Source organism: Niallia sp. FSL W8-0177, assembly GCF_038006285.1.
Classification (GTDB): domain Bacteria; phylum Bacillota; class Bacilli; order Bacillales; family Cytobacillaceae; genus Niallia; species Niallia circulans_A.
Genome location: NZ_JBBOUX010000001.1, coordinates 2,808,719 through 2,829,689, shown reverse-complemented (window position 1 = coordinate 2,829,689; position 20,971 = coordinate 2,808,719). Strand labels below are relative to the sequence as shown.

The window sequence follows — 20,971 nt, the reverse complement described above, 5'->3', positions numbered from 1 at the left end:
TCTCCAATACAATTGGTATATGAGAGATACCTTTTTTATAAACTATTTTGTCATGATATTAGGAGTGAAGCAAAGTGAAAGTTTGTATTGGCACTAATAATAAAGCAAAAGTAAAAGCAGTAAAAAACTGTTTAGAAAAAGATACGGCTATAGAGTTTGCTACATTTAATGTGAGCTCTGGGGTAAGCGAACAGCCATTTTCAGATGAGGAAACGATCAAAGGGGCCGTTAACCGAGCGAAGGCTGCATTGCAGGAAGGGGCCGGCGAGATAGGGATTGGCTTGGAAGGAGGCGTCCACCGAACAAATGACATTCTCTTTTTAACTAATTGGGGAGCGCTTGTTTGGAAGGATGGAACCACCTATATAGCTAGTGGAGCAAGAATTCCGCTACCAAAGGAAATTGAAACAAAATTAGTTGCAGGAAGAGAACTAGGTCCGGTTATGGATGAATATGCCCAAAAAGAAAATGTTCGCTCAACAGAAGGTGCTATAGGAATCTTCACAAACGGCAGGATTAATAGGACAGCAATGTTTGAACATGTTGTTGAATTGCTTCTAGGTCAAATGGAATATCAAAGAAAATAAGAGCTAGAGGGACTTTAGAAATTAGCTGAATTTAAGTAGAAAAAGCTTGATAAAAATGAAGCAATAGGAAAGCATATTAGTAGTGAGGAAGCTATAATTCTGATACTATTTATGAAAGGGTACATATTATGAAGGGGGCATTTACATTGAAACATTTACAATCAGCAGAAGAATTTGCAGAGCTTAAAAATAGTCCAGAGAAACATATATTTCTTTTTTCAGCAGAATGGTGTGGAGACTGTCGCTTTATCGAACCATTTATGCCAGAAGTTGAAGCGAAATATGATCAATATACATTTATACATATCGATCGCGATAAATTTATTGATACTTGTATAGAGCTAGATGTATTTGGTATTCCAAGCTTTATCGCTTTTGAAGGCGGGAAAGAACTTGGTAGATTTGTAAGCAAAGATCGAAAAACACAGGAAGAAATTGAAAAATTTATTGAATCTTTATAAAGAAAATAATAAGTGAGAGAATGATTTAGCTTATTCTCAACACGGAATAAGACCGTGGAGGCTTATTAAGTCTACAAAGCATCAGTAGCGAGTTTGTTCTTTATTTGCTGTAATAGTAAAAAAGTGTTTGTCTTATAAAAGGTTGTCTCCTATATAAAATGTAGCTTGGAAAAGGACGGAGTTCACTGCTATATTTTAAGCGGAGATAACCTTTTTCCATTGATTACAAGAAAAAACTGCCTATTAAAAAGATGATTATCGAATCATTTAGAGTATAATAAATAGGAAGAAATTGAAGAGGACGGAAGTGAAACAAGCATGAAAATGACAAGTAAAAAAATGAAGGATATGCTTATCCAACGAATAAGTAATGAGGATCGAACTTTTTCATTTGATAGTAAAAAAGATCAAGTACGTATAGAGAGTAAAGCAACAGGAAAGGGAGTTACCGTTTCCTTGCCTGAAATAATTGCAAAATGGGAAACAAAAAAAGAAAAAGCAGTCGACGAGATTGTTTATTATATTGAACAGGGCTTAGGAGCAATCGAAAAAGATGGAGAAATAGAAGGAAAAGAGAAAAAAATATTTCCTGTGATTCGTTCCACTTCTTTTCCTCAACAATCAAATGAGGAAATTCCCTTTATAACAGATGAGCATACGGCAGAAACTAGAATTTATTATGCTTTGGATATGGGGAATACCTATCGCCTCATTGATGAGAAATTGATGAAAAAAGAAAATTGGTCTGCCACTTCGATTAAGGAAATGGCTCTTTTTAATGTTAGGTCTTTATCTACAAATGTAAAAGCAGATAGTGTTGCTGGTAATGTTTTTTATTTTTTAAACAGCAATGATGGCTATGATGCAAGTCGAATATTAAATGATGCCTTTTTAAAGGATATGTATGAGCAGCGTGAAGGCACAATGACGGTAGCTGTTCCCCATCAAGATGTACTAATTATTGGTGATATTCGAAATGAAACAGGATACGATATCTTAGCTCAAATGACGATGAGTTTCTTTGCAAGCGGAAGAGTTCCTATTACAGCACTATCTTTCCTATATGAGGATGGTGAATTAGAACCTATATTTATTTTAGGTAAAAATAAAAAAAGAGAAAGATAATAGGGACAATGTAATCAAATCGATTTATAATTTACTTTTGAATGACATCTGATTGAAATATTTTTATACTAAAATAACAATTATATGGATGGAAAAGCTAGAATGTTTCTATAAGTTCCCTGTTTTAACCTAATTAAAAAGAGAGACTTAATGAAAGAGGCAATTAGGATATACAAACTTTCAAAAGGTGTCTCTTTTTTAATTGCTATGGTAAATGTATCTAGTCTAGTTATAGAACCAGAGTTGTTGGAGTGTTGGCAATTAAAAAGAACAAAGAGGAAATTTATCTTTGTTTAACTTTCTGCTAAAGAGGGAAAGGGAGAGTTGTTAAAAATAGTGCTCCCAATTCTGAACATAACTGTTAAAATAGTAATGAGATTGGAAAGAAAGAGTGATTACGTGTGAATTGGTTCAAAAAAGTATTTAAACAGTTTGCTAGTGAAGAAGAGGAGCTGAACCAAGTTGAAGAATCGGTTGAAGTAGAACAGCAACCGAAAATGGAGTCTACGGCATGGAAGAAAGAAATAGATTCAAAGATTATTTATCAATATCCGAAAGGGAACTTTCGCTTTCCGCTAATTCCAGATGAAGAGAAAGATGATAAGAAAGAGACGGATAGAAGGAAGAGAAGAGAACCTAGGCAAGCCTTCCATGAGAATAGGCGTGAAAACGATCAACCATATAAACCTCCATATGTAGAACAGACGAAAAGTGACCAGAAGGAAGACAAAGTATCCAATACATATAGTACTAATCGTCCTTTCAAACCTACAGAAGTTGTTTCTCCGATATATGGATATAACCGTCCAGAAAGGAAAGAGACAAGGACAACGGAATCGCGACCAATAATAGAAAAAAAAGTTGGAATTTCGAAAGAAGCGAACAGTGGCCAGAAAGAACAAAAGGAAATAAGAGTAAATGAAGAACTACTAACATTTGCTGGAATGAATGATGAGGTAGCTGAATCACAAGAAGCGAAGAGGAATTTAGAGGCGGCAGAACCGCAAGAAGCAGAAAGAGTTGTAGTGTCACCTGAACTTCAAGAAATGGAAAAGAATGCGGAAGTAGCTGAACTTCAAGAAGCGGAAAGTAACATAGAGTCGCTAGAACCGCAAGAATCTGGACAACAACATGATAATGAGGAGACAGTTGAACTGCATAAGGCTGAAACAGCTGTTGCGCAAGAAACGGTAACAGTGGACAGTATAATGGAGCAAGATTCATCTCTTTCTATAAAAGCTGAGGAATATTTTCATGAAGAAATAAGTTCTAAAGCTGATAGTGCACTAGAGGTAGAGAATATTGCTTCTCTAAGCATTTTTGCCAGCGAAGCAGAAATGGAAGTAAATGAGCAGGAAGAAAGTTTAATAGACGTTCAAGAACTTAATGATGATCAATCATTGTTAAAGTTTGAAGAAGTGGAAGTAGTAGAAGAAGCTTATCAGGAAAATGATGAAGCAATAGTAGAAGAAAAGAAGGAAGAAGTTTCCCAGGGGAAAATAGAGGAGAAGAAGACATCTTCTCGTAAAGGTCCTTTACCATTTAATGTGTTGATGCTAAATAAAGACAGAAAACGATTGGCAAATCAAAAAGTCGAGAAAAAAATATATGAGGAGCCAGAGTCACAGTCGAAGGCAGAAGCTGTAGTTCCGTCTATGATAGAAAAAGAAGATGAGGAACAAAATGACTTACCTTATTACGTTTTTCCCGAAGAAAATTTATTGAATCCACCTATTTTGCAAATAGAAAAGGATGGATGGATTGAAGAGCAGACTATGCTGTTAAACGATACATTTACCAATTTTAATGTTCATGCAAAGGTGGTAAATGTTACACAAGGACCTTCTGTAACACGCTATGAGGTACAACCAGAACCAGGAGTAAAGGTTAGCAAAATTACCAATCTTTCTGATGACTTAAAATTAAGTTTGGCTGCAAAGGATATCAGAATTGAGGCGCCGATTCCTGGAAAGCATACAGTAGGAATTGAAGTTCCAAACCAAAAAAGTCGCCCTGTACTTATAAGAGAGATTTTGGAGAGTGAAGAATTTAAAAGTTCAACATCTCCCTTGACGGTAGCAATGGGTTTGGATATTTCAGGAAAACCAATCGTTACAGATTTACGCAAAATGCCACATGGATTAATAGCTGGAGCAACCGGATCTGGAAAAAGTGTGTGTATTAATACAATGCTTGTGAGCTTACTATACAAAGCAAAGCCAGAGGAATTAAAGCTATTATTAGTAGATCCTAAAATGGTTGAATTAGCGCCATATAATTATGTTCCCCATTTAGCAAGTCCTGTTATTACAGATATAAAGACGGCAACTGCTGCACTAAAATGGGCTGTCGAAGAGATGGAAAGAAGGTATGAGCTATTAGCACATGCTGGTGTTAGAGATATTACAAAATATAATCAATTAGCGGAAGAACATAAAAGATATAGTGAGAAATTACCATATTTAGTGATCGTAATTGATGAGTTAGCCGATTTAATGATGATGGCACCTGCGGATGTAGAAGAAGCGATTAGTAGAATAGCTCAAAAAGCAAGAGCGTGTGGGATTCACCTATTAATTGCTACACAAAGACCATCAGTTGATGTTATTACGGGATTGATTAAGGCAAATGTTCCAACACGAATTGCGTTTTCTGTTTCCTCTCAAATTGATTCACGTACCGTCATTGATATTAGTGGTGCCGAGAAGCTTTTGGGTAAAGGGGATATGCTATTTTTAGAAAATGGAACATCAAAGCCCGTTCGATTGCAAGGTACATTTGTATCAGATGAAGAAATTGATCAGGTAGTGGCACATGTTAGGAAAGAAAGAAAACCAGAATATTTATTTGAACAAGAAGAGCTGTTAAAAAAAGTTCAAATGTCTGAAGAAGAAGATGAGTTATTTTATGAAGCTTGTGAATTTATTATTGAACAAGGTGGAGCGTCTACATCTAGTCTGCAAAGGAATTTCAAGATAGGATATAACCGAGCAGCGAGATTAATTGATATGATGGAAAAGCAGGGGTTTATATCAGAAGCGAGAGGCACAAAGCCTAGAGACGTATTAATAACAGAAAGTGAATTGCTGTTATTACAGGAAAATGAATAAGTAGGAAAAAGGATTACTACGTAAACTGCTGCCATACATTGGAATTATACTGTTCCATAGTTTTTCATCATGAAAGATGGTATAATGTATAAATGTGAAATAAAAAAAGGAAAAAAAAGTTAGTGTATTATCGAAACATGATTAATTAGTTGAATGAGAAAAATAAAGTGAACAAAGTTGCATACATAAATGCAATGAGCAAATTGAATGAGGATATCATATACTGTTAAAAGATATGCGTAGTTGGAGGTTCTTTATATGACTATTTACCACTTCGTAGGTATAAAAGGGTCGGGTATGAGTGCATTAGCACAAATTTTACATGATATGGGTTTTGAGGTACAAGGCTCTGATGTGGATAAAAGATTTTTCACTCAGATTGCTTTAGAACAAGCTGGAATAAAAATTCTTCCTTTTCAACGTGAAAATATTCAACCAGGAATGAATGTTATTGTAGGAAATGCATTTCCAGATACACATGAGGAAGTTGAAGAAGCAGTAAAACTGGGTCTTCCAGTGATTCGATACCATCGTTTCCTTGGAGATTTTATGAAGCAATTTACAAGTATAGCTGTAACTGGAGCACATGGAAAGACATCAACAACTGGTTTGCTTTCCCATGTAATGAAGGGGGCAAAGCCGACAGCGTATTTAATTGGTGATGGTACAGGGAAAGGGGTAACTGGAGCAGAATATTTCGCTTTTGAAGCATGTGAATATCGAAGACATTTCTTATCCTATTTCCCTGATTATGCATTGATGACCAATATTGATTTTGATCATCCAGATTATTTTGCCAATGTGGATGATGTTTTTTCTGCCTTTCAAGAGATGGCATGGCAAGTAAAAAAAGGAATTTTTGCTTGTGGGGATGACGAACATTTACAAAAAATTCAAGCAAAAGTACCAGTTGTATTTTATGGATTTGGAGATGAAAATGATTTCCAAGCGAGAAATGTGGAGAAAACAACTGAAGGTACAACTTTTGAAGTTTATGTACGTAATACGTATTACAATACCTTCTCCATTCCGACATTTGGGGACCATAATATCTTAAATGCTTTAGCTGTTATTACGCTTAGTCATTATGAGGAACTAGATGCGGAAATCGTTAAAGAGCGCTTAATGACATTTGAAGGTGTAAAACGAAGATTTACAGAAAAGACAATTGGTACACAGGTTATTATCGATGATTATGCTCACCATCCTACGGAAATAAAAGCAACGGTGGAAGCCGCTCGCCAAAAGTATCCAGATAGAGAAATTGTTGCTGTATTCCAGCCACATACATTCTCTCGTACTCAAGCATTTCTTCAAGAATTTGCTGATAGTTTAAATTTAGCAGATTCTACTTATCTATGTGATATATTTGGTTCCGCCCGTGAGAATCATGGAAAGCTAAGTATTACAGATTTAGCTGATAAGGTACCTGGAAGCAAAATTATTTCAGAAGAGACAGTTTCTTCTCTGAAAGAACATGATAATAGTGTAATCTTGTTTATGGGCGCAGGAGATATTCAAAAATATCAAAGTGCTTATGAAAAAACATTAGGCAAATAATAAAAGGGAATCAGAATTTAAAAATTCTGATTCCCTTTTTCATAGGTTACTTTAAATTTTCTGGATTTAATACTTCTAATTCTGGAATAACAAACTTACCATCTTTTCTTATAAGTACATCATCAAAGTAAATTTCCCCACCACCATAATCAGGACGTTGAATATTTACCATATCCCAGTGGATATTGGAATCGTTGCCGTTATATGCATCATCATAGGCTTGGCCAGGTGTAAAGTGGAAGCTTCCATCGATTTTTTCATCGAATAAGATATCTTGCATTGGATGAAGAATATATGGATTTACCCCAATAGCGAATTCGCCAATATAACGAGCGCCTTCATCTGTATCCAAAATTTTATTTAATCTTTCGGAGTCATTAGATGTTGCTTCGATAATTTTTCCATTTTCAAACTTCAGGCTGACATTTTCAAAAGTGAATCCTTGATAAGGGGAAGGTGTATTATAGGTTAGTACACCATTGATAGAATCACGTACAGGTGCCGTATAAACCTCGCCGTCAGGAATATTCATTTGACCAGAGCATTTGATGGACGGAATATCTTTAATAGAGAAAGTTAAGTCAGTGCCAGGACCAGTTAAGCGAACTTTGTCGGTACGATTCATTAATTCTACAAGATTATCCATTGCTTTATCCATTTTTCCATAATCTAGGTTGCACACGTTGAAATAAAAATCTTCAAATGCATCGGTGCTCATTCTCGCAAGCTGTGCCATGGATGGGCTTGGATAACGAAGAACTACCCATTTTGTGTTTGGTACACGAATTTCTCTATGTACCTTTTTGCCAATGGTTGCACCTTCAATCTTCATTTGTTCTGCAGGAACGTCTGCAAGCTCATTAATGTTATCACCAGCTCGAAGCCCGATGTATGCATCCATATTACTCATGACATTTGCTTCGAATTGTGCCATCATTTCATATTGTTCTGTTTGAGCGCCTAAAAGCAAGGAGCGATTAATATCATTATCTTTCAGTGAAACAAAAGGATAACCACCAGTTGCATATGCTTCACGCACAAGCGCTTTTACAAGTTCCTTTTGAAGTCCAAAGTTTTCAATAAGAACTTTTTCGCCTTTTTGTAAGCGAATGGAATAATTAATTAAGTTTTTTGCTAGTTGATCAATTCGTGGATCCTTCATATGTACCTCCAAAATATTAAAAAATGTGATAACTATCTTATTGTACCCGAAAATATTTTTTCCTTAAATAAAAAAACTTAAAATAGAAAAAATAAGGAAGAAAGATTATTTGCTTCGATTGTATAGTTACTCTTGCTAAAGAATCATTTGTTTCTGAAAGTTTTTCCAATTATAATAAAACTAAGGTTTTAGCAAACGCGAATCTGGGAAAAGACCAATAAAGTGGAGGTGCGATAAATATGATAAATCTTTTATACTTAAGTGTAGCTTTAATAGCTATTGCGTTTACGGTTCTTGTCATTTATGTTGCGAGAACATTGAAGTCATTACATACTACACTGGATAGTGTTTCTAAAACACTTGTCGGGTTAGAAAGGCAACTGGATGGCGTCACAAGAGAAACAACTATTTTATTGCAAAAAACGAATGATTTAGCTGCAGATATTCAACAGAAATCTGAAAGTTTAAATTCTGTGGTTGACGCAGTAAAAGATGTTGGTACGAGTGTACAAGGGTTTAATCAATCGGTACAAACGATTACCAATAATGTAGAAAACACCCTTGTAAAAAATCAAGATAAAATAGCTCAAATTGTTCAGTACAGCAAGGTGTTTATGAATATTAGAGATCAATGGAGAGCTAAGAAGGCTGAACAAAACCGAACACGAGTAAGAAGTAATTAAAAGGAGGATGTTAAGATGAAGCGAGAACAAGAAATAATTCATGCAAATGAAAGCTCAAGTTCAAAGGATTTTCTATTAGGTGCTCTAGTAGGTGGGGTTGTCGGAGCAGCAACTGCTTTATTTCTTGCGCCAAAGCCTGGAAGAGAACTGCTTCATGATTTAAACGGACAAGCTGGCATACTCAAGGAAAAAGGGATTGAGTTAACTGATACGGTCAAAGAAAAAGGCTCAGAGTTTATTTCTATTGCTAAAGATAAAACAGATCAACTTAGTAATGCTGTTACCAAAACATCTGCTGAAATTATGGATAAAGTAAAAAAAACAAAAGGGCAAGAAAATATGTCAGCCCGTTTTGATGAGCTAAAAGAAGAAGCATCTGATTTAAGCTCAAGCTTAAAAAATGCTGAGTTTGATGAAATTCAGCAAAAGTTAGAAGAAACAAAACGTGCATTTGATGAAACAGAAAGTAAATATAACCATTAAACATTATTTTTGTATAAAAGCGAGATAAAGTATACAGTCTATATACACATTGCTTTCTGCATTCAATGAGAACCAAATCTTTTAGAATAATGCAAGAAAGAAAAGGTATATAGACTGTTTTTTTATATGTCATGGGATAAACAAATAGATAAAGGGTGATTTTTAGGTATGGAAATAATAAAGACTATCGAAAAGATCGAAGAGTTAGTTCAGAACAAAGATGCTTTTTGGTTAGTTAAACATAGTGTAACATGTCCAATTAGTGCGAGAGCTTTCGATGAATATAAGCAATATGCAAGCGGAAATAATGCAGTAGATACTTATTATTTAACTGTGCAAGATGCACGAGATGTATCTAATTATATTGCTGAAAAATATGAAGTAAGACATGAATCACCACAAGCATTGCTTTTTGTTCATAATAATATTGTTTGGCATGCATCCCATGGACAGATTACTGCAGCTTCTTTACAAAAAGCTAGCGAAGAAAATAAGTTATAAACATTCGATAAAAAAGGAATTCAGAAGGAGTGCATTCTGAATTCCTTGGGTAAACAATTAATTATTCATAGAAGGGCTTTTCGTTTTAGCTGGCCAAACAATCGATAATTTATCCCCTTTTTCTATAGGGGTCAAAAACGTAGCTTGTTCGCCGTTACGCAATAGCTGAAAAGATCCCCCGCCACTTTGTGGCATATTGATATCAACAAACGCAAATAAGTCCTGAAATAAAAAGCCTTCAAATGGTTTCTGCTCGATACGAATATCATCCCCGCTGAATAAGAGATCTTCCATTTGGAGGAGTTGTCCTCTTCTTTGTATTTGTGCTAGCTGCTTTGTAAGTGTAATCTTTTTGTCATTAAAATAAACTGGAAGTACTTGATACATTAAAATTTGTTTTCTTTCTGCTAATTCTTGAACAGTTGGTGTTTTTCTTTTTTCCAAGATAACTTCATCCTTGTGACTAAGCAATTGGTTTAATCGGCAAGGAAGACCATTTTTAACAACCTTCCCAGAGAAAGCAGGAAGGACAGTCTCTTTGCCGTTAATCAATAGTTGGAAAGGTCTTAACTCCTCTATTAAATTCGTTAAATGGAGCCCTTCTAGTGCTTCTTGAATAGTAGTGTCTGCTTTATATTCAATGATATCTTTGTCAGCAATCGGATGCTCAGGGGAAACAGGGTTGCCATTGCAAAGAATTTTGGTATGAAGCGTATAGCTTTTATTATTGATCTTTATTTCTTTGTCCGATTCAGCATCTAGTAAGTCCTTTATTTGAACCATGGCTTGTTCTCCATCTCTGCCACGATAAACCGTTAATGTTTCGCCATCTTCTACTGTATCTTCTAAAGAGCAAGGGACATCTTTTCTTAAAATAGTGGGTCCTTCACCATGACTTCCTGGTATGGTAATTTTTTGATTATTGATTGTAACAATCATTGCATTACCTGGCTTTCCGTATAATTGGTTCATTCGAATGCCAGATGCTAAAATACAATCCCCAACGGTCAATTTATTTACCTCAAACAGTCTTACAGGCTGCTCATTTATATAAACTGTTTTGTATTGGACTGGCGATTTTTCAGCAGCGATAGCAATTCCGACTGGTGTAACAAGCTCGGGCCCTAAATGGAAATTTTCCTCAAATGTAAGGTGAGTAATGGCATCAATGCCTCTAATGGCAACCCGGTTAGAAGGCAGATTAAGCATTTCCGCCATTTTTTGTTGTAAAGCTGGCGTTTGGCTTCCACCACCAACAAGCATTACAGCTTTAGGGGATTTATGATTGTTTAATGAAAGAATCTCCCGGCAAATCGTATCTGCTAATTTATCTAAAGCTGGTTCAATTTCCTTAATTACTTCTTCCTTATGCAATTCCGTTGTAAAGCCAAGAATATCCGAAATAGAAATCTGATCTTTTTGAGATAATTCTCTTTTTGCCTTTTCGGCTAATGGAAAGTCCAATAAATACGCATCACTGATTGCTTCTGTTATTTCATCTCCAGCGACAGGTACCATTCCATAGGCAATGACGGTTCCAGTATCGGTGATAGCTATATCTGATGTTCCTGCTCCAATGTCTACTAAAGCTACATTTAATCTTCTCATCGATGGAGGAATAAGGACATTAATGGCAGCAATGGGCTCTAACGTCAATGCCTGAATTTCTAAATTTGCTCGATGCAAGGCAGCGATTAATGATTCAACTACTACTTTAGGCAAGAAAGTTGCGATAATTTCTACCTTCGCTATTGAACCTTGCTGATCAATTAAGCTACCCATAGCTTGATCATCTAAAGAGTAGCGAAGGACGGAATAGCCCACACAATAATAAAATTGACTTTTATCTCGCTCATTTTTTTCTGCGACAGTGCTTTGTGCCTGCTGTACAGCTGTTAACTCCATATGTAAAATATCTTCTTTTGTAATGAGTGGCTTTCTTTCTATATTCATTTCATAAGCAGCCCGTTCAGTTTTTAAGGCTCTTCCAGCAGCTGCAACACTCACTCTTTCTAAAGGTCCATGTTTGATTTCTAACTGATCTTTTATTTCTTTAATAATTTTGGAAACAGCTAACACATCATGTATTTGACCATCCAACATTGCTCTTTCTGTATGTTCGATGGATAATAAATCAGCTACATGATAACTATCCTCTTTTTTTTCTAAGATAATTCCGACAACTGATCGAGTACCAATATCTAATGCAAATAGTTTTTCATGTTTTTGCATAGAAAACACCTTCTTTTTATTTAAAGATTGTTTATAAAATATAAATTAAAATAGATTATAGTGAACCAATTATCTAACTTCTTGACAAACAATTGGCACTTTAGCACTTAAAAGCGTTTAAGCATTAAATAAAATTAGTGACAATGGGATAAATATGATTTATAATTAACCCAATTAAGAGAAATGTAACATATTTTTGCATTTGTATAAAGAATCTAAGCAAATAGTGTAAAGGAAATTACATGGATTTGTGCTTTTAATGAAGGGATGAGATGATTGTGAGTAATAAGGAATTAGAAGAATTACGTAATCGAGTGGATGAATTAAATTTAGAAATTTTAGAAAAAATTAATGAGCGGGCAAGCCTTGTGCAAAAAATTGCCCAAACAAAAGTTACCCACGGTGCACATCGATATGATCCTGTTCGCGAAAGAAAAATGCTTGATCATATCTTAAATAAAAATGATGGGCCATTTGATAATGGGACAATTTCTCATTTGTTTAAGCAAATTTTCAAAATGGGCTTACAATTACAACAAGAAGATGACAGTAAAGCGTTATTAGTATCTCGTAAGAAAAAAGCAGAGGATACTATTGTTGATATAAAAGGAACAAAAATTGGTGACGGTACACCTAAATTTGTGTTTGGGCCATGTTCAGTAGAATCATATGAACAAGTTGCTCAAGTGGCAGCGTCCGTACAAGATAAAGGATTAAAGCTTCTTCGTGGTGGCGCATTTAAGCCAAGAACATCTCCATATGATTTCCAAGGACTTGGTGTAGAAGGTTTGAAAATCTTAAAAAGAGTGGCAGATGAATACGATTTAGCAGTAATTAGTGAAATTGTTAGTACGGAACACATTGAAACAGCGTTAGATTATATTGATGTTATTCAAATTGGTGCTCGTAATATGCAAAACTTTGAGCTGTTAAAAGCTGCTGGAAGTGTAAAAAAACCGATTCTATTAAAACGTGGTTTAGCAGCAACGATTGAAGAGTTCATCAATGCTGCAGAATATATAATGTCACAAGGAAATGATCAGATTATCCTCTGTGAACGTGGTATTCGTACGTATGAACGGGCAACAAGAAATACATTAGATATTTCTGCTGTTCCAATTTTAAAACAAGAAACACATCTTCCTGTCTTTGTTGATGTGACACATTCAACTGGCAGAAAGGATTTATTATTACCTTGTGCGAAAGCAGCTTTAGCTATTGGGGCAGATGGAGTAATGGCAGAAGTTCATCCAGATCCTGCTGTCGCATTATCTGATTCAGCACAGCAAATGGATATTGACCAATTCGATGAATTTTACCGTGCGTTACAAGCTACACCATATGTAAATGCATAAAAATATGATTATCATTACCTCGTAATTGTTTAGAAACACTTACGAGGTTTTTTATTTTTTATAATGAATTTGATAGTATGACAAATTCATTTATATTTTTCCTCATTTTATGGTAAACTGAATGGAAGAATGCTTAATAAAAAAATTTTTTTGCTAAAAAAGCGAAAAAAAGTCGTTTTTTTTGAAAAAAAATGAAAGCTTGTCATTGCGGGTTTTCCTGCTATATCGTATCATTAGTACATACTTAGACAAGATTAGCTAAATTGGGAATCTTTTATGATTAAGAAAGTAGCTTCTTGCCATAAAATAATAGAAAGAAATAGTTCGACTAAAAGGAGTGTAAAAATCACAATGAATATCACAATATATGATGTCGCAAGAGAAGCTAGTGTTTCTATGGCAACCGTTTCCCGTGTTGTTAATGGAAATCCAAACGTTAAGCCAACAACAAGAAAAAAGGTATTAGAAGTTATTGATCGCTTAGGATATCGTCCAAATGCTGTAGCAAGAGGGCTAGCAAGTAAGAAAACTACTACGGTTGGAGTAATTATCCCTGATATCTCAAGCACATTCTACGCGGAATTAGCAAGAGGTATTGAGGATATTGCTACAATGTATAAATATAATATTATTTTAAGTAACTCTGATCAAAATAAAGATAAAGAGTTGCACTTATTAAATACCATGTTAGGCAAACAAGTGGATGGTATTGTATTTATGGGTGGCAATATAACAGAGGAACATGTTACTGAATTTGAAAAGTCTCCTGTACCAATTGTGCTTGCGGCTAGTATTGAAGAAAGCAAAAAGATTTCTTCTGTTAACATTGATTATGCGCAAGCTACGTACGATGTAGTAACTAGCTTTGTTGAAAAGGGCCATAAATCTATTGGAATTGTCCTTGGATCCTTAGAAGAACCAATCAACAAAAATGAGAAATTAGGCGGTTATAAAAAGGCATTAGAAGCAGCTGGAATCGAATTTAATGAATCCTTAGTTGTTGAAGGAGATTATAGCTATGAATCTGGTATGGAAGCTTTCGATAAATTAATTGAAGGTGATAATAAACCAACGGCAATCTTTGTTGGTTCAGATGAAATGGCTCTAGGTGTCATTCATGGAGCAGAAGACAAAGGATATAATGTTCCGGAGGATTTCGAAATTGTTACCTCTGATAATACAAAATTAACACTTATGGTTCGCCCGCAACTGACAACTGTTGTACAACCATTGTATGATATCGGTGCCGTGGCTATGAGATTGCTTACTAAATATATGAATAAAGAAACAGTAGAAGATCATATTGTTACACTTCCACATCGTATAGAATCTCGAAAATCTACAAAATAAGTTTAGATACGGAAAAGACCAAAATCGGATTAAACATCCAGCCTTGGTCTTTTTTTTTGAAAAAAAAGAAACGAGAAAAGAGTTGCTGATGGACAAAATATATTGCATAATGACGAATACTCTCTAATTTAGTGCGAAACACCAATCCAATTCACTACTACTCTACAGACACGATGTACTGTCTGCTTCCTGCAGAAACTAAAGACGCTAGGAGCATGGCGCTCACCTTATGGAAAGTGAAGTATATTCAGTTTGCTGATGATTACCACAAACCTTCTTTCGTAAAATAAATAAAAACCCCAAACCATTATACGAATAGATTTTAGTGTGTACGTATAATAGTTTGAGGTTATGGTTATTGAAATATTTATGTTCCAACCTTATTGGAGTTAATCATTTTCTGTCTTTTTATCAGGCTTTTCTGTTTGTTCTTTATTGTTTTGCTGGTTATTTTCTGTTGGCTTGTCGTCTTTAGGTTTGTCATTATTTGGCTTGCTGTTTTTTTCTTTGTTGTCTTTTGGCTTGTTCGCTGTTTGCTCTTTAGTGCTGGTCTTTTTTTCTTGACTTTCCTTTTTAGTTTGACTCTCTTGCTTTTCTTGGGAATTGCCAATTACCACTTCATTTGATGCCTTTGATTCTTTCCCAGCAATATCAACTGCTTTAACAATATATTTTCCATTACCACCTTTAAAACTTAACGTATTTGCTGCTTTTAAACTCTTTACTTTTTTGCCATTTTTATAGACCCGGTAACCAATTACATCTTTTTCACTATGCTTGCTCCATTTAATAGTGTTACCTTTAAGATTGATTTTTAGTGCACTAGGAGCCTTCCCGTTGTCTTCAATTTTATTGCTTGGAATGATAAGATTCTTGAGCTTTTGATTGTTCTCGCTTAGAATACTTGGATCGCTGATACGAATACCAAATAGCTTTTCGATATAGTCTGGATTTAGCATTAATCCTGGTTCAGCGAATTCACTTGGAGTAGAATCTAAAGCCATGTATTTCTTATCACCGATTTTTACATATTTACCTGCAACTAAACTGTCGTCCCTCTTAGATGGAACCGTTCCTGACTTGAATAAATCAGTTGTCACTAATCCGGCTTTTGAGCATCCCTCAGAAGGCAGTAGTCCAGAAATAGAACATACAGATTGTCTTACGATTCCACCAGGCATCTTGAAGCTTTTGGACGGAGCTACAAGATCAGGTGCAACGTCATATGCAGCATTTAGTAAATCTGCCCACAAGTAGTTATTACGTTTACTGTATGATATACCAGACGTTTCTAAAGATTTTGGTGTATCATAACCTGTCCAAACTCCAAAAGTTACATTTGGATTTGTCGCAACTAACCAAGAATCTGTAAAGTTTTGGGCTGTTCCGGTCTTACCAGCCCAGTCAGAATTAAATTTTAGGCGGCTGTTTACGGCAGCGGCTGTTCCACGATTCATCACATCTCTCATCATGTCTAATGTTAAGTATGCGGTTTGTGGGCTAAATACATCGACAGGTTTTACTTCATGCTGATAAATAACATTGCCATCTTTATCTTCAATCTTGTCAATCATATAAGCATCGATAAATTTCCCACTATTAGCAAAGGTAGAAAAGGCATTGGTATTTTCTTCAACAGTTATACCATCCTCCAGGCCGCCGATAGCAGTAGCCCTGTTTGAAGCATCAGCAGGAGTTAATGACGAAATGCCCATTTTTTCTAAGAATTTAATTGGTTTCTGTGGCAATATATCAATATATGCTTTTACTGCTGGAACATTGTATGATTGCTGTAGTGCATATCTTGCTGTTACTAAACCATGAAATCGCGAGTCATAGTTGTTTGGCCAAATACTCCCAGGTTTACTAGGATTTAATCTTAATGGAACATCTGGTAAAACACTTCCAGGCGATAATGTTCCCAGTTCAATTGCTGGACCATAAACTAAAAGTGGTTTCATGGTTGAACCATTTGATCTAACACTACGTGTGGCATGATTTGTTGCTTCTCGATTATAATCACGCCCTCCAACAAAACTTAAAATAGCCCCAGTTTTGTTTTCTATCAAAATTGCTCCAGTTTCAACAGGTTCCATAATAGTCACTTTTTCTTTTGTTTCTGGATCAATCACTTGTTGTTTCTTATCTGGTCCAAAAAGAGAGAAATTTTTGACTGCCTTTTGTTGAATATCATAGATTTTCTTATTGATGGTACTATGAATTTTGTATCCATTTTGATGGATCTGACGGTCAGCAAGTGTAGTGTATTGTTCTGCTAATACATCGTCTTCTTGTAAGTCTTCTTTTGTATATCCATCTTCTTTTGCTAACAATTCGGCAATAATTTCTATGCTTCTTTGTTGGATTTCAATCGTAACAGCCGGATAATCTTCAATTGGACTTTTTTGCGGACCGATAAAATCCTTCGTTATGTCATATTTCATGGCAGTATCATATTCTTGTTTAGAAATTTTCTTTTGGTCATACATTCGGTTTAAAACTGTTTTCATTCGATTTAAACCTGGTTCTAATTTCTTTTTTAATTTTCCTTCTTGTGTAAAAGGAGTGTAGCCAAATGGACTTTGTGGAAGACCTGCAATAAATGCAGCTTGAGGCAAAGTTAAATCCTTTGCATCTACACCAAATATACCATTTGCTGCAGCCTGTACACCTGCAATGTTTCTGCCAGATGAATTTCTTCCTAAGGTTGAAACATTTAAGTAAGCTTCTAATATTTCATCCTTCTCAAAGAATTTCTCTAGCCTCAGTGCTAGGAGAATTTCTTTTGCTTTTCGTTCAAAAGAAACTTCGTTAGTTAAAATTTGATTCTTTATTAACTGTTGTGTTAACGTACTTCCACCAGATTGCGTAGAAGAATTTGCTACTTCTTGAAATAATGCACGGAAGATTGCTTTTGGAACTACTCCGTTATGATTGTAGAAATTTTCATCTTCAGTAGCGATAACAGCATCTTTTAAATAGGGAGAAACATCTTTAATTTTTACTTCTTCCCTCTCAAGGTCTGTAGGCACTTTTCCTAAATACTCATCGTTAGCAAAGAATAGCTCTGAAGTTTCTTCGTAATTATAAATATCTTTTTGCATTGTTGTGTAAGGACGGATTGGCTCATCCTTAACAAGTGATGCAAAGTATCCTGCACCAATTCCGAGCCCAAATGCACCCCCTACCACAGTAATGATGATAAAGAGCAAAGCTACATTCCATGTTACTTCATAGGTTAAACGGGCTCCTTTCAGTGTTCGTTTATTGGTGAAGAAGTTTTTAAAATGGTTTAAAGCATTTTTCCACTTCGGCCTTTCGTTCATGGTATCATTCCCCCTAAAATCACATACATTATAGCATAAAGGAGAGGGGAATATAGACAGAGTTCGATATTTTTCCTGTTTCTTCGAATAATTGTTTGACATTAACAGCTTTTATGTGATAAAAATAAACTAACTATATATTGATTCGTTATTGCTTTGAAGGGAAGAAGTAGTTCTTTTATCACTATAAACAGAGAGCCATTGGTCGGTGCAAAATGGTATAAATAAAAGAATGAATTACCTCCTGGAGCTTTCACTGGGAAAGTTATAGTAAATTAGTAGCAGTGAACGGCGTGAACCGTTATTCAAATGAAGTGGAGAAACTATTTTCTCAAGTTTTGGGTGGTACCGCGCTGATTTGGCGTCCCTGCATATTAGATGCAGGGACTTTTTTGTGTTTTTAAATCAATAACGAAAAAAAGGACAAGGATAGTTTACTTTATAATGGAGGAATATACATGAATTTACTAGAAGATCTTCAATGGAGAGGTATTATTTACCAACAGACAGATGAAGCAGGATTGAAAGAACAATTGGAAAAAGGAATGACTAGTTTATATTGTGGCGTTGACCCTACTGCTGATAGCATGCATATTGGACATCTATTACCGTTTTTAACATTAAGACGTTTTCAAAACGCAGGACATCGCCCAATTGTGTTAGTAGGTGGGGCAACAGGTTTAATTGGGGATCCAAGTGGAAAAAGCGAAGAAAGAAAGCTACAAACATTAGATGTTATTGGCTATAATGTGAAATGCTTACAAGGACAATTGGAAAGAATCTTTGACTTTGATGGAACAAATGGTGCAATTATGGTGAATAACTATGATTGGGCAGGGAAAATGGATATTGTTACATTCTTACGTGATTATGGAAAACACATTGGAATTAATTATATGTTAGCAAAAGATACCATTGCTAATCGTTTAGAAACAGGGATATCTTTTACTGAATTTACGTATACAATTTTACAAGCATTAGACTTTTTACATTTATATGAACATCATGATTGTAAATTGCAAATTGGCGGAAGTGACCAGTGGGGGAATATTACAACAGGGTTAGAATTAATTAGAAAGAATATGCCAGAAGGGGCTAAGGCGTATGGTTTAACCATTCCACTTGTGACAAAGGCAGATGGTACGAAGTTTGGTAAAACGGAAAGTGGTGCTGTTTGGTTAGATCCTGAAAAAACAACTCCTTATGAATTTTATCAATTTTGGATTAACACAGCAGATGCTGATGTGATTAAGTATTTGAAATTCTTTACTTTCCTTTCTAAAGAAGAAATTGAGGAATTAGAAAAGTCTGTACAAGAAGAGGCTCATCTCCGCAAAGCACAAAAAACATTAGCGGAAGAGATGACGAAATTAATTCATGGAGAATCTGCCCTAGAACAGGCACAAAAAATAACGGCAGCGCTCTTTAGTGGAGACATAAAAAATTTAACGGCAGAAGAAATCAAACAGGGCTTTAAAGATGTGCCAACATATGAACATACAGAAGGAGAAGCTCTGCTTGTTGATTTATTAGTGGCTGCTGGTATTGTATCCTCGAAAAGACAAGCGCGCGAAGATATAACAAATGGTGCTGTCTATATTAATGGAGAGCGCAAACAGGAACTAGATTATGAACTTACTGAAGAAGATCGAATTGAAGGACAGTTTACCGTCATCCGTCGAGGCAAGAAAAAATATTATTTAATTAAGTTTTAATGGCAACCACCCTAAAAGGAAACTTTTAGGGTGGTTTTTTGAAATGAAATAATGGTATTTAATGAAATGAAATCAGTTTGTTGACAAAATGATTTTAGAAAAGTTAAAAGGGATTTTTATGTATTGTTTGTAGTGTATAAGGGGTGAGATTCCTGTGGATGCCTGAGATCCTGCAGGCTGTAAGCAGACCGCGGCTCAGCACAAGTCCCACAGAAAGCAATGTCACTATTCTATGAAATTATTAAATATACTATAGACCAACTTCTATTTTTAAAATTCTAAGGTTTGTCTACAGTCTGATAAAAGAACTATTTTTCATCAGACAGCATTTTTAATGGCAACATTTTGTTACAATATATTGTCTAAAATGTGAAAAAGATATATTTTTTTCCATTTCTAATCTGTTTATCCAACAAATTGTTTTATACTTATAATAAACAATTGTTGAAGGAGGGAGAAACGGGAAGATGTAATAGACTTACTTTTCCTGTGAAACCAATGAAACTAAACAGTGAAGTCTTAAATGTACCGTCTCCTTTTTTAGAGTATATTGTAATGCGAATGTTTATGATGAAGTATTATGAAAAGGATCATTATTCTATCGCTTTTCAATACCCTTTAAGTCGTTTTGAGAGCAGCTATGTGATTCCGGAATTTCAAATGCTTTTTGATAAAGTGAAGTGGAAAAATAATATTGTTACTTTAATTAATTTACGGGCAAATATATATGAACAAATCCTTCTGCAAGTGAATCAATGTGATAGTCGATCATCTTATATGGCGATAATAGATTATTTGAATCAACAAACAAAAGTAGAAGATCGAATGGACTGCTTCCCGACAATCCTAACAGGAGATCTCGTTTCCCCCGAATGGAGTGTGGACTTCCAAAAGGAGGGTATAATAGAACTATTTAAGAATCAAGAGATATTAGGGGATAAAATAAGTCTTACTAGCAGGGAAGAAAAGGGAAAAGAAAAATGGGGATTTCAACAAATAATAAACCAGGTTGTCAATGAATATTGGCTTGTATATGAACAAAAAAGAGAAAAGACTGTTATTCAGATTAGTCTCCCAAATGTTAAATATACAAGAGATATAGAAATGAGAATAAAGGATTTGTTCTTTCCTTTTTTTCACCAAGTGCAAATAGCAACATTTTTTTATGAAGAGGGATTATTTATAAATAATATTCTTGTAAAAAGACCAAAAAAGAAAGAAAAGGCTAATTGGGGAGAGCTCCTTTTTCCTTTGGGAGGAAATTGTGACTAGAAAAGACATAATGTCATTAAAAAAGCCCTGATTCCAAAAGGAAAAAGGG

Annotated in this window: 15 protein-coding genes and 1 other annotated feature; of the genes, 12 read left to right on the top strand and 3 right to left on the bottom strand. The window is 35.1% G+C overall.

Going from position 1 to position 20,971, the window contains the following annotated elements:
• Window positions 1–74 precede the first annotated feature (74 nt).
• The 5 genes from NST77_RS13915 (at window position 75) to murC (ending at window position 6,843) form a co-directional block, all read left to right on the top strand.
• Window positions 75–587 (top strand): DUF84 family protein, encoded by a 513-nt coding sequence (locus tag NST77_RS13915; protein ID WP_341123113.1) that lies wholly within the window; start codon window positions 75–77, stop codon window positions 585–587.
• A 146-nt stretch (window positions 588–733) separates the two neighbouring features.
• Window positions 734–1,048: a thioredoxin family protein gene (locus NST77_RS13910; protein WP_095332445.1), complete on the top strand. Its 315-nt coding sequence runs from the start codon at window positions 734–736 to the stop codon at window positions 1,046–1,048.
• Window positions 1,049–1,372: 324 nt separating this feature from the next.
• On the top strand, window positions 1,373–2,173 hold the full coding sequence (locus NST77_RS13905) for a DUF1444 domain-containing protein (protein WP_341123111.1): 801 nt from the start codon (window positions 1,373–1,375) through the stop codon (window positions 2,171–2,173).
• Between the two features lie 401 nt (window positions 2,174–2,574).
• The gene (locus tag NST77_RS13900) at window positions 2,575–5,283 is read left to right on the top strand and encodes a DNA translocase FtsK (RefSeq protein WP_341123110.1); all 2,709 of its coding nucleotides are present in this window, start codon (window positions 2,575–2,577) and stop codon (window positions 5,281–5,283) included.
• 258 nt (window positions 5,284–5,541) lie between these two features.
• Window positions 5,542–6,843: a UDP-N-acetylmuramate--L-alanine ligase gene (gene murC / locus NST77_RS13895; protein ID WP_341123109.1), complete on the top strand. Its 1,302-nt coding sequence runs from the start codon at window positions 5,542–5,544 to the stop codon at window positions 6,841–6,843.
• A gap of 46 nt (window positions 6,844–6,889) precedes the next feature.
• On the opposite strand, the gene NST77_RS13890 is transcribed toward murC, so the two are convergent.
• Window positions 6,890–8,005, bottom strand: a complete 1,116-nt coding sequence (locus NST77_RS13890) for an aminopeptidase (RefSeq protein WP_341123108.1) — start codon at window positions 8,003–8,005, stop codon at window positions 6,890–6,892.
• Between the two features lie 239 nt (window positions 8,006–8,244).
• Between NST77_RS13890 and NST77_RS13885 the strand changes: the two genes are divergently transcribed.
• The 3 genes from NST77_RS13885 to ytxJ all read left to right on the top strand — a co-directional run bounded on the left by NST77_RS13885 (window position 8,245) and on the right by ytxJ (window position 9,672).
• Window positions 8,245–8,688: a DUF948 domain-containing protein gene (locus tag NST77_RS13885; RefSeq protein ID WP_095332437.1), complete on the top strand. Its 444-nt coding sequence runs from the start codon at window positions 8,245–8,247 to the stop codon at window positions 8,686–8,688.
• 15 nt (window positions 8,689–8,703) lie between these two features.
• Window positions 8,704–9,171, top strand: a complete 468-nt coding sequence (locus NST77_RS13880) for a YtxH domain-containing protein (RefSeq protein WP_095332435.1) — start codon at window positions 8,704–8,706, stop codon at window positions 9,169–9,171.
• 168 nt (window positions 9,172–9,339) lie between these two features.
• Window positions 9,340–9,672, top strand: coding sequence for a bacillithiol system redox-active protein YtxJ (gene ytxJ / locus NST77_RS13875; RefSeq protein WP_095332433.1), 333 nt, complete (start codon window positions 9,340–9,342; stop codon window positions 9,670–9,672).
• Between the two features lie 57 nt (window positions 9,673–9,729).
• Here the strand turns inward: ytxJ and NST77_RS13870 are convergent, their stop codons facing one another.
• The gene (locus NST77_RS13870; RefSeq protein ID WP_341123107.1) at window positions 9,730–11,904 is read right to left on the bottom strand and encodes a cell division protein FtsA; all 2,175 of its coding nucleotides are present in this window, start codon (window positions 11,902–11,904) and stop codon (window positions 9,730–9,732) included.
• A 278-nt stretch (window positions 11,905–12,182) separates the two neighbouring features.
• On the opposite strand from NST77_RS13870, the gene NST77_RS13865 reads away from it, so the two are divergent.
• Window positions 12,183–13,259, top strand: a complete 1,077-nt coding sequence (locus NST77_RS13865; protein WP_341123750.1) for a bifunctional 3-deoxy-7-phosphoheptulonate synthase/chorismate mutase — start codon at window positions 12,183–12,185, stop codon at window positions 13,257–13,259.
• A gap of 351 nt (window positions 13,260–13,610) precedes the next feature.
• Window positions 13,611–14,609, top strand: coding sequence for a catabolite control protein A (ccpA, locus tag NST77_RS13860; protein WP_341123106.1), 999 nt, complete (start codon window positions 13,611–13,613; stop codon window positions 14,607–14,609).
• Between the two features lie 389 nt (window positions 14,610–14,998).
• Here the strand turns inward: ccpA and NST77_RS13855 are convergent, their stop codons facing one another.
• On the bottom strand, window positions 14,999–17,935 hold the full coding sequence (locus tag NST77_RS13855; RefSeq protein WP_341123105.1) for a transglycosylase domain-containing protein: 2,937 nt from the start codon (window positions 17,933–17,935) through the stop codon (window positions 14,999–15,001).
• A gap of 147 nt (window positions 17,936–18,082) precedes the next feature.
• Window positions 18,083–18,307: a binding site (T-box leader), on the top strand.
• Window positions 18,308–18,393: 86 nt separating this feature from the next.
• Here NST77_RS13855 and tyrS point away from each other — a divergent pair.
• Complete coding sequence (tyrS, locus tag NST77_RS13850; RefSeq protein WP_341123104.1) at window positions 18,394–19,650, top strand: tyrosine--tRNA ligase; 1,257 nt, start codon at window positions 18,394–18,396, stop codon at window positions 19,648–19,650.
• Between the two features lie 498 nt (window positions 19,651–20,148).
• On the top strand, window positions 20,149–20,922 hold the full coding sequence (locus tag NST77_RS13845; protein WP_341123103.1) for a hypothetical protein: 774 nt from the start codon (window positions 20,149–20,151) through the stop codon (window positions 20,920–20,922).
• Window positions 20,923–20,971: the final 49 nt, after the last annotated feature.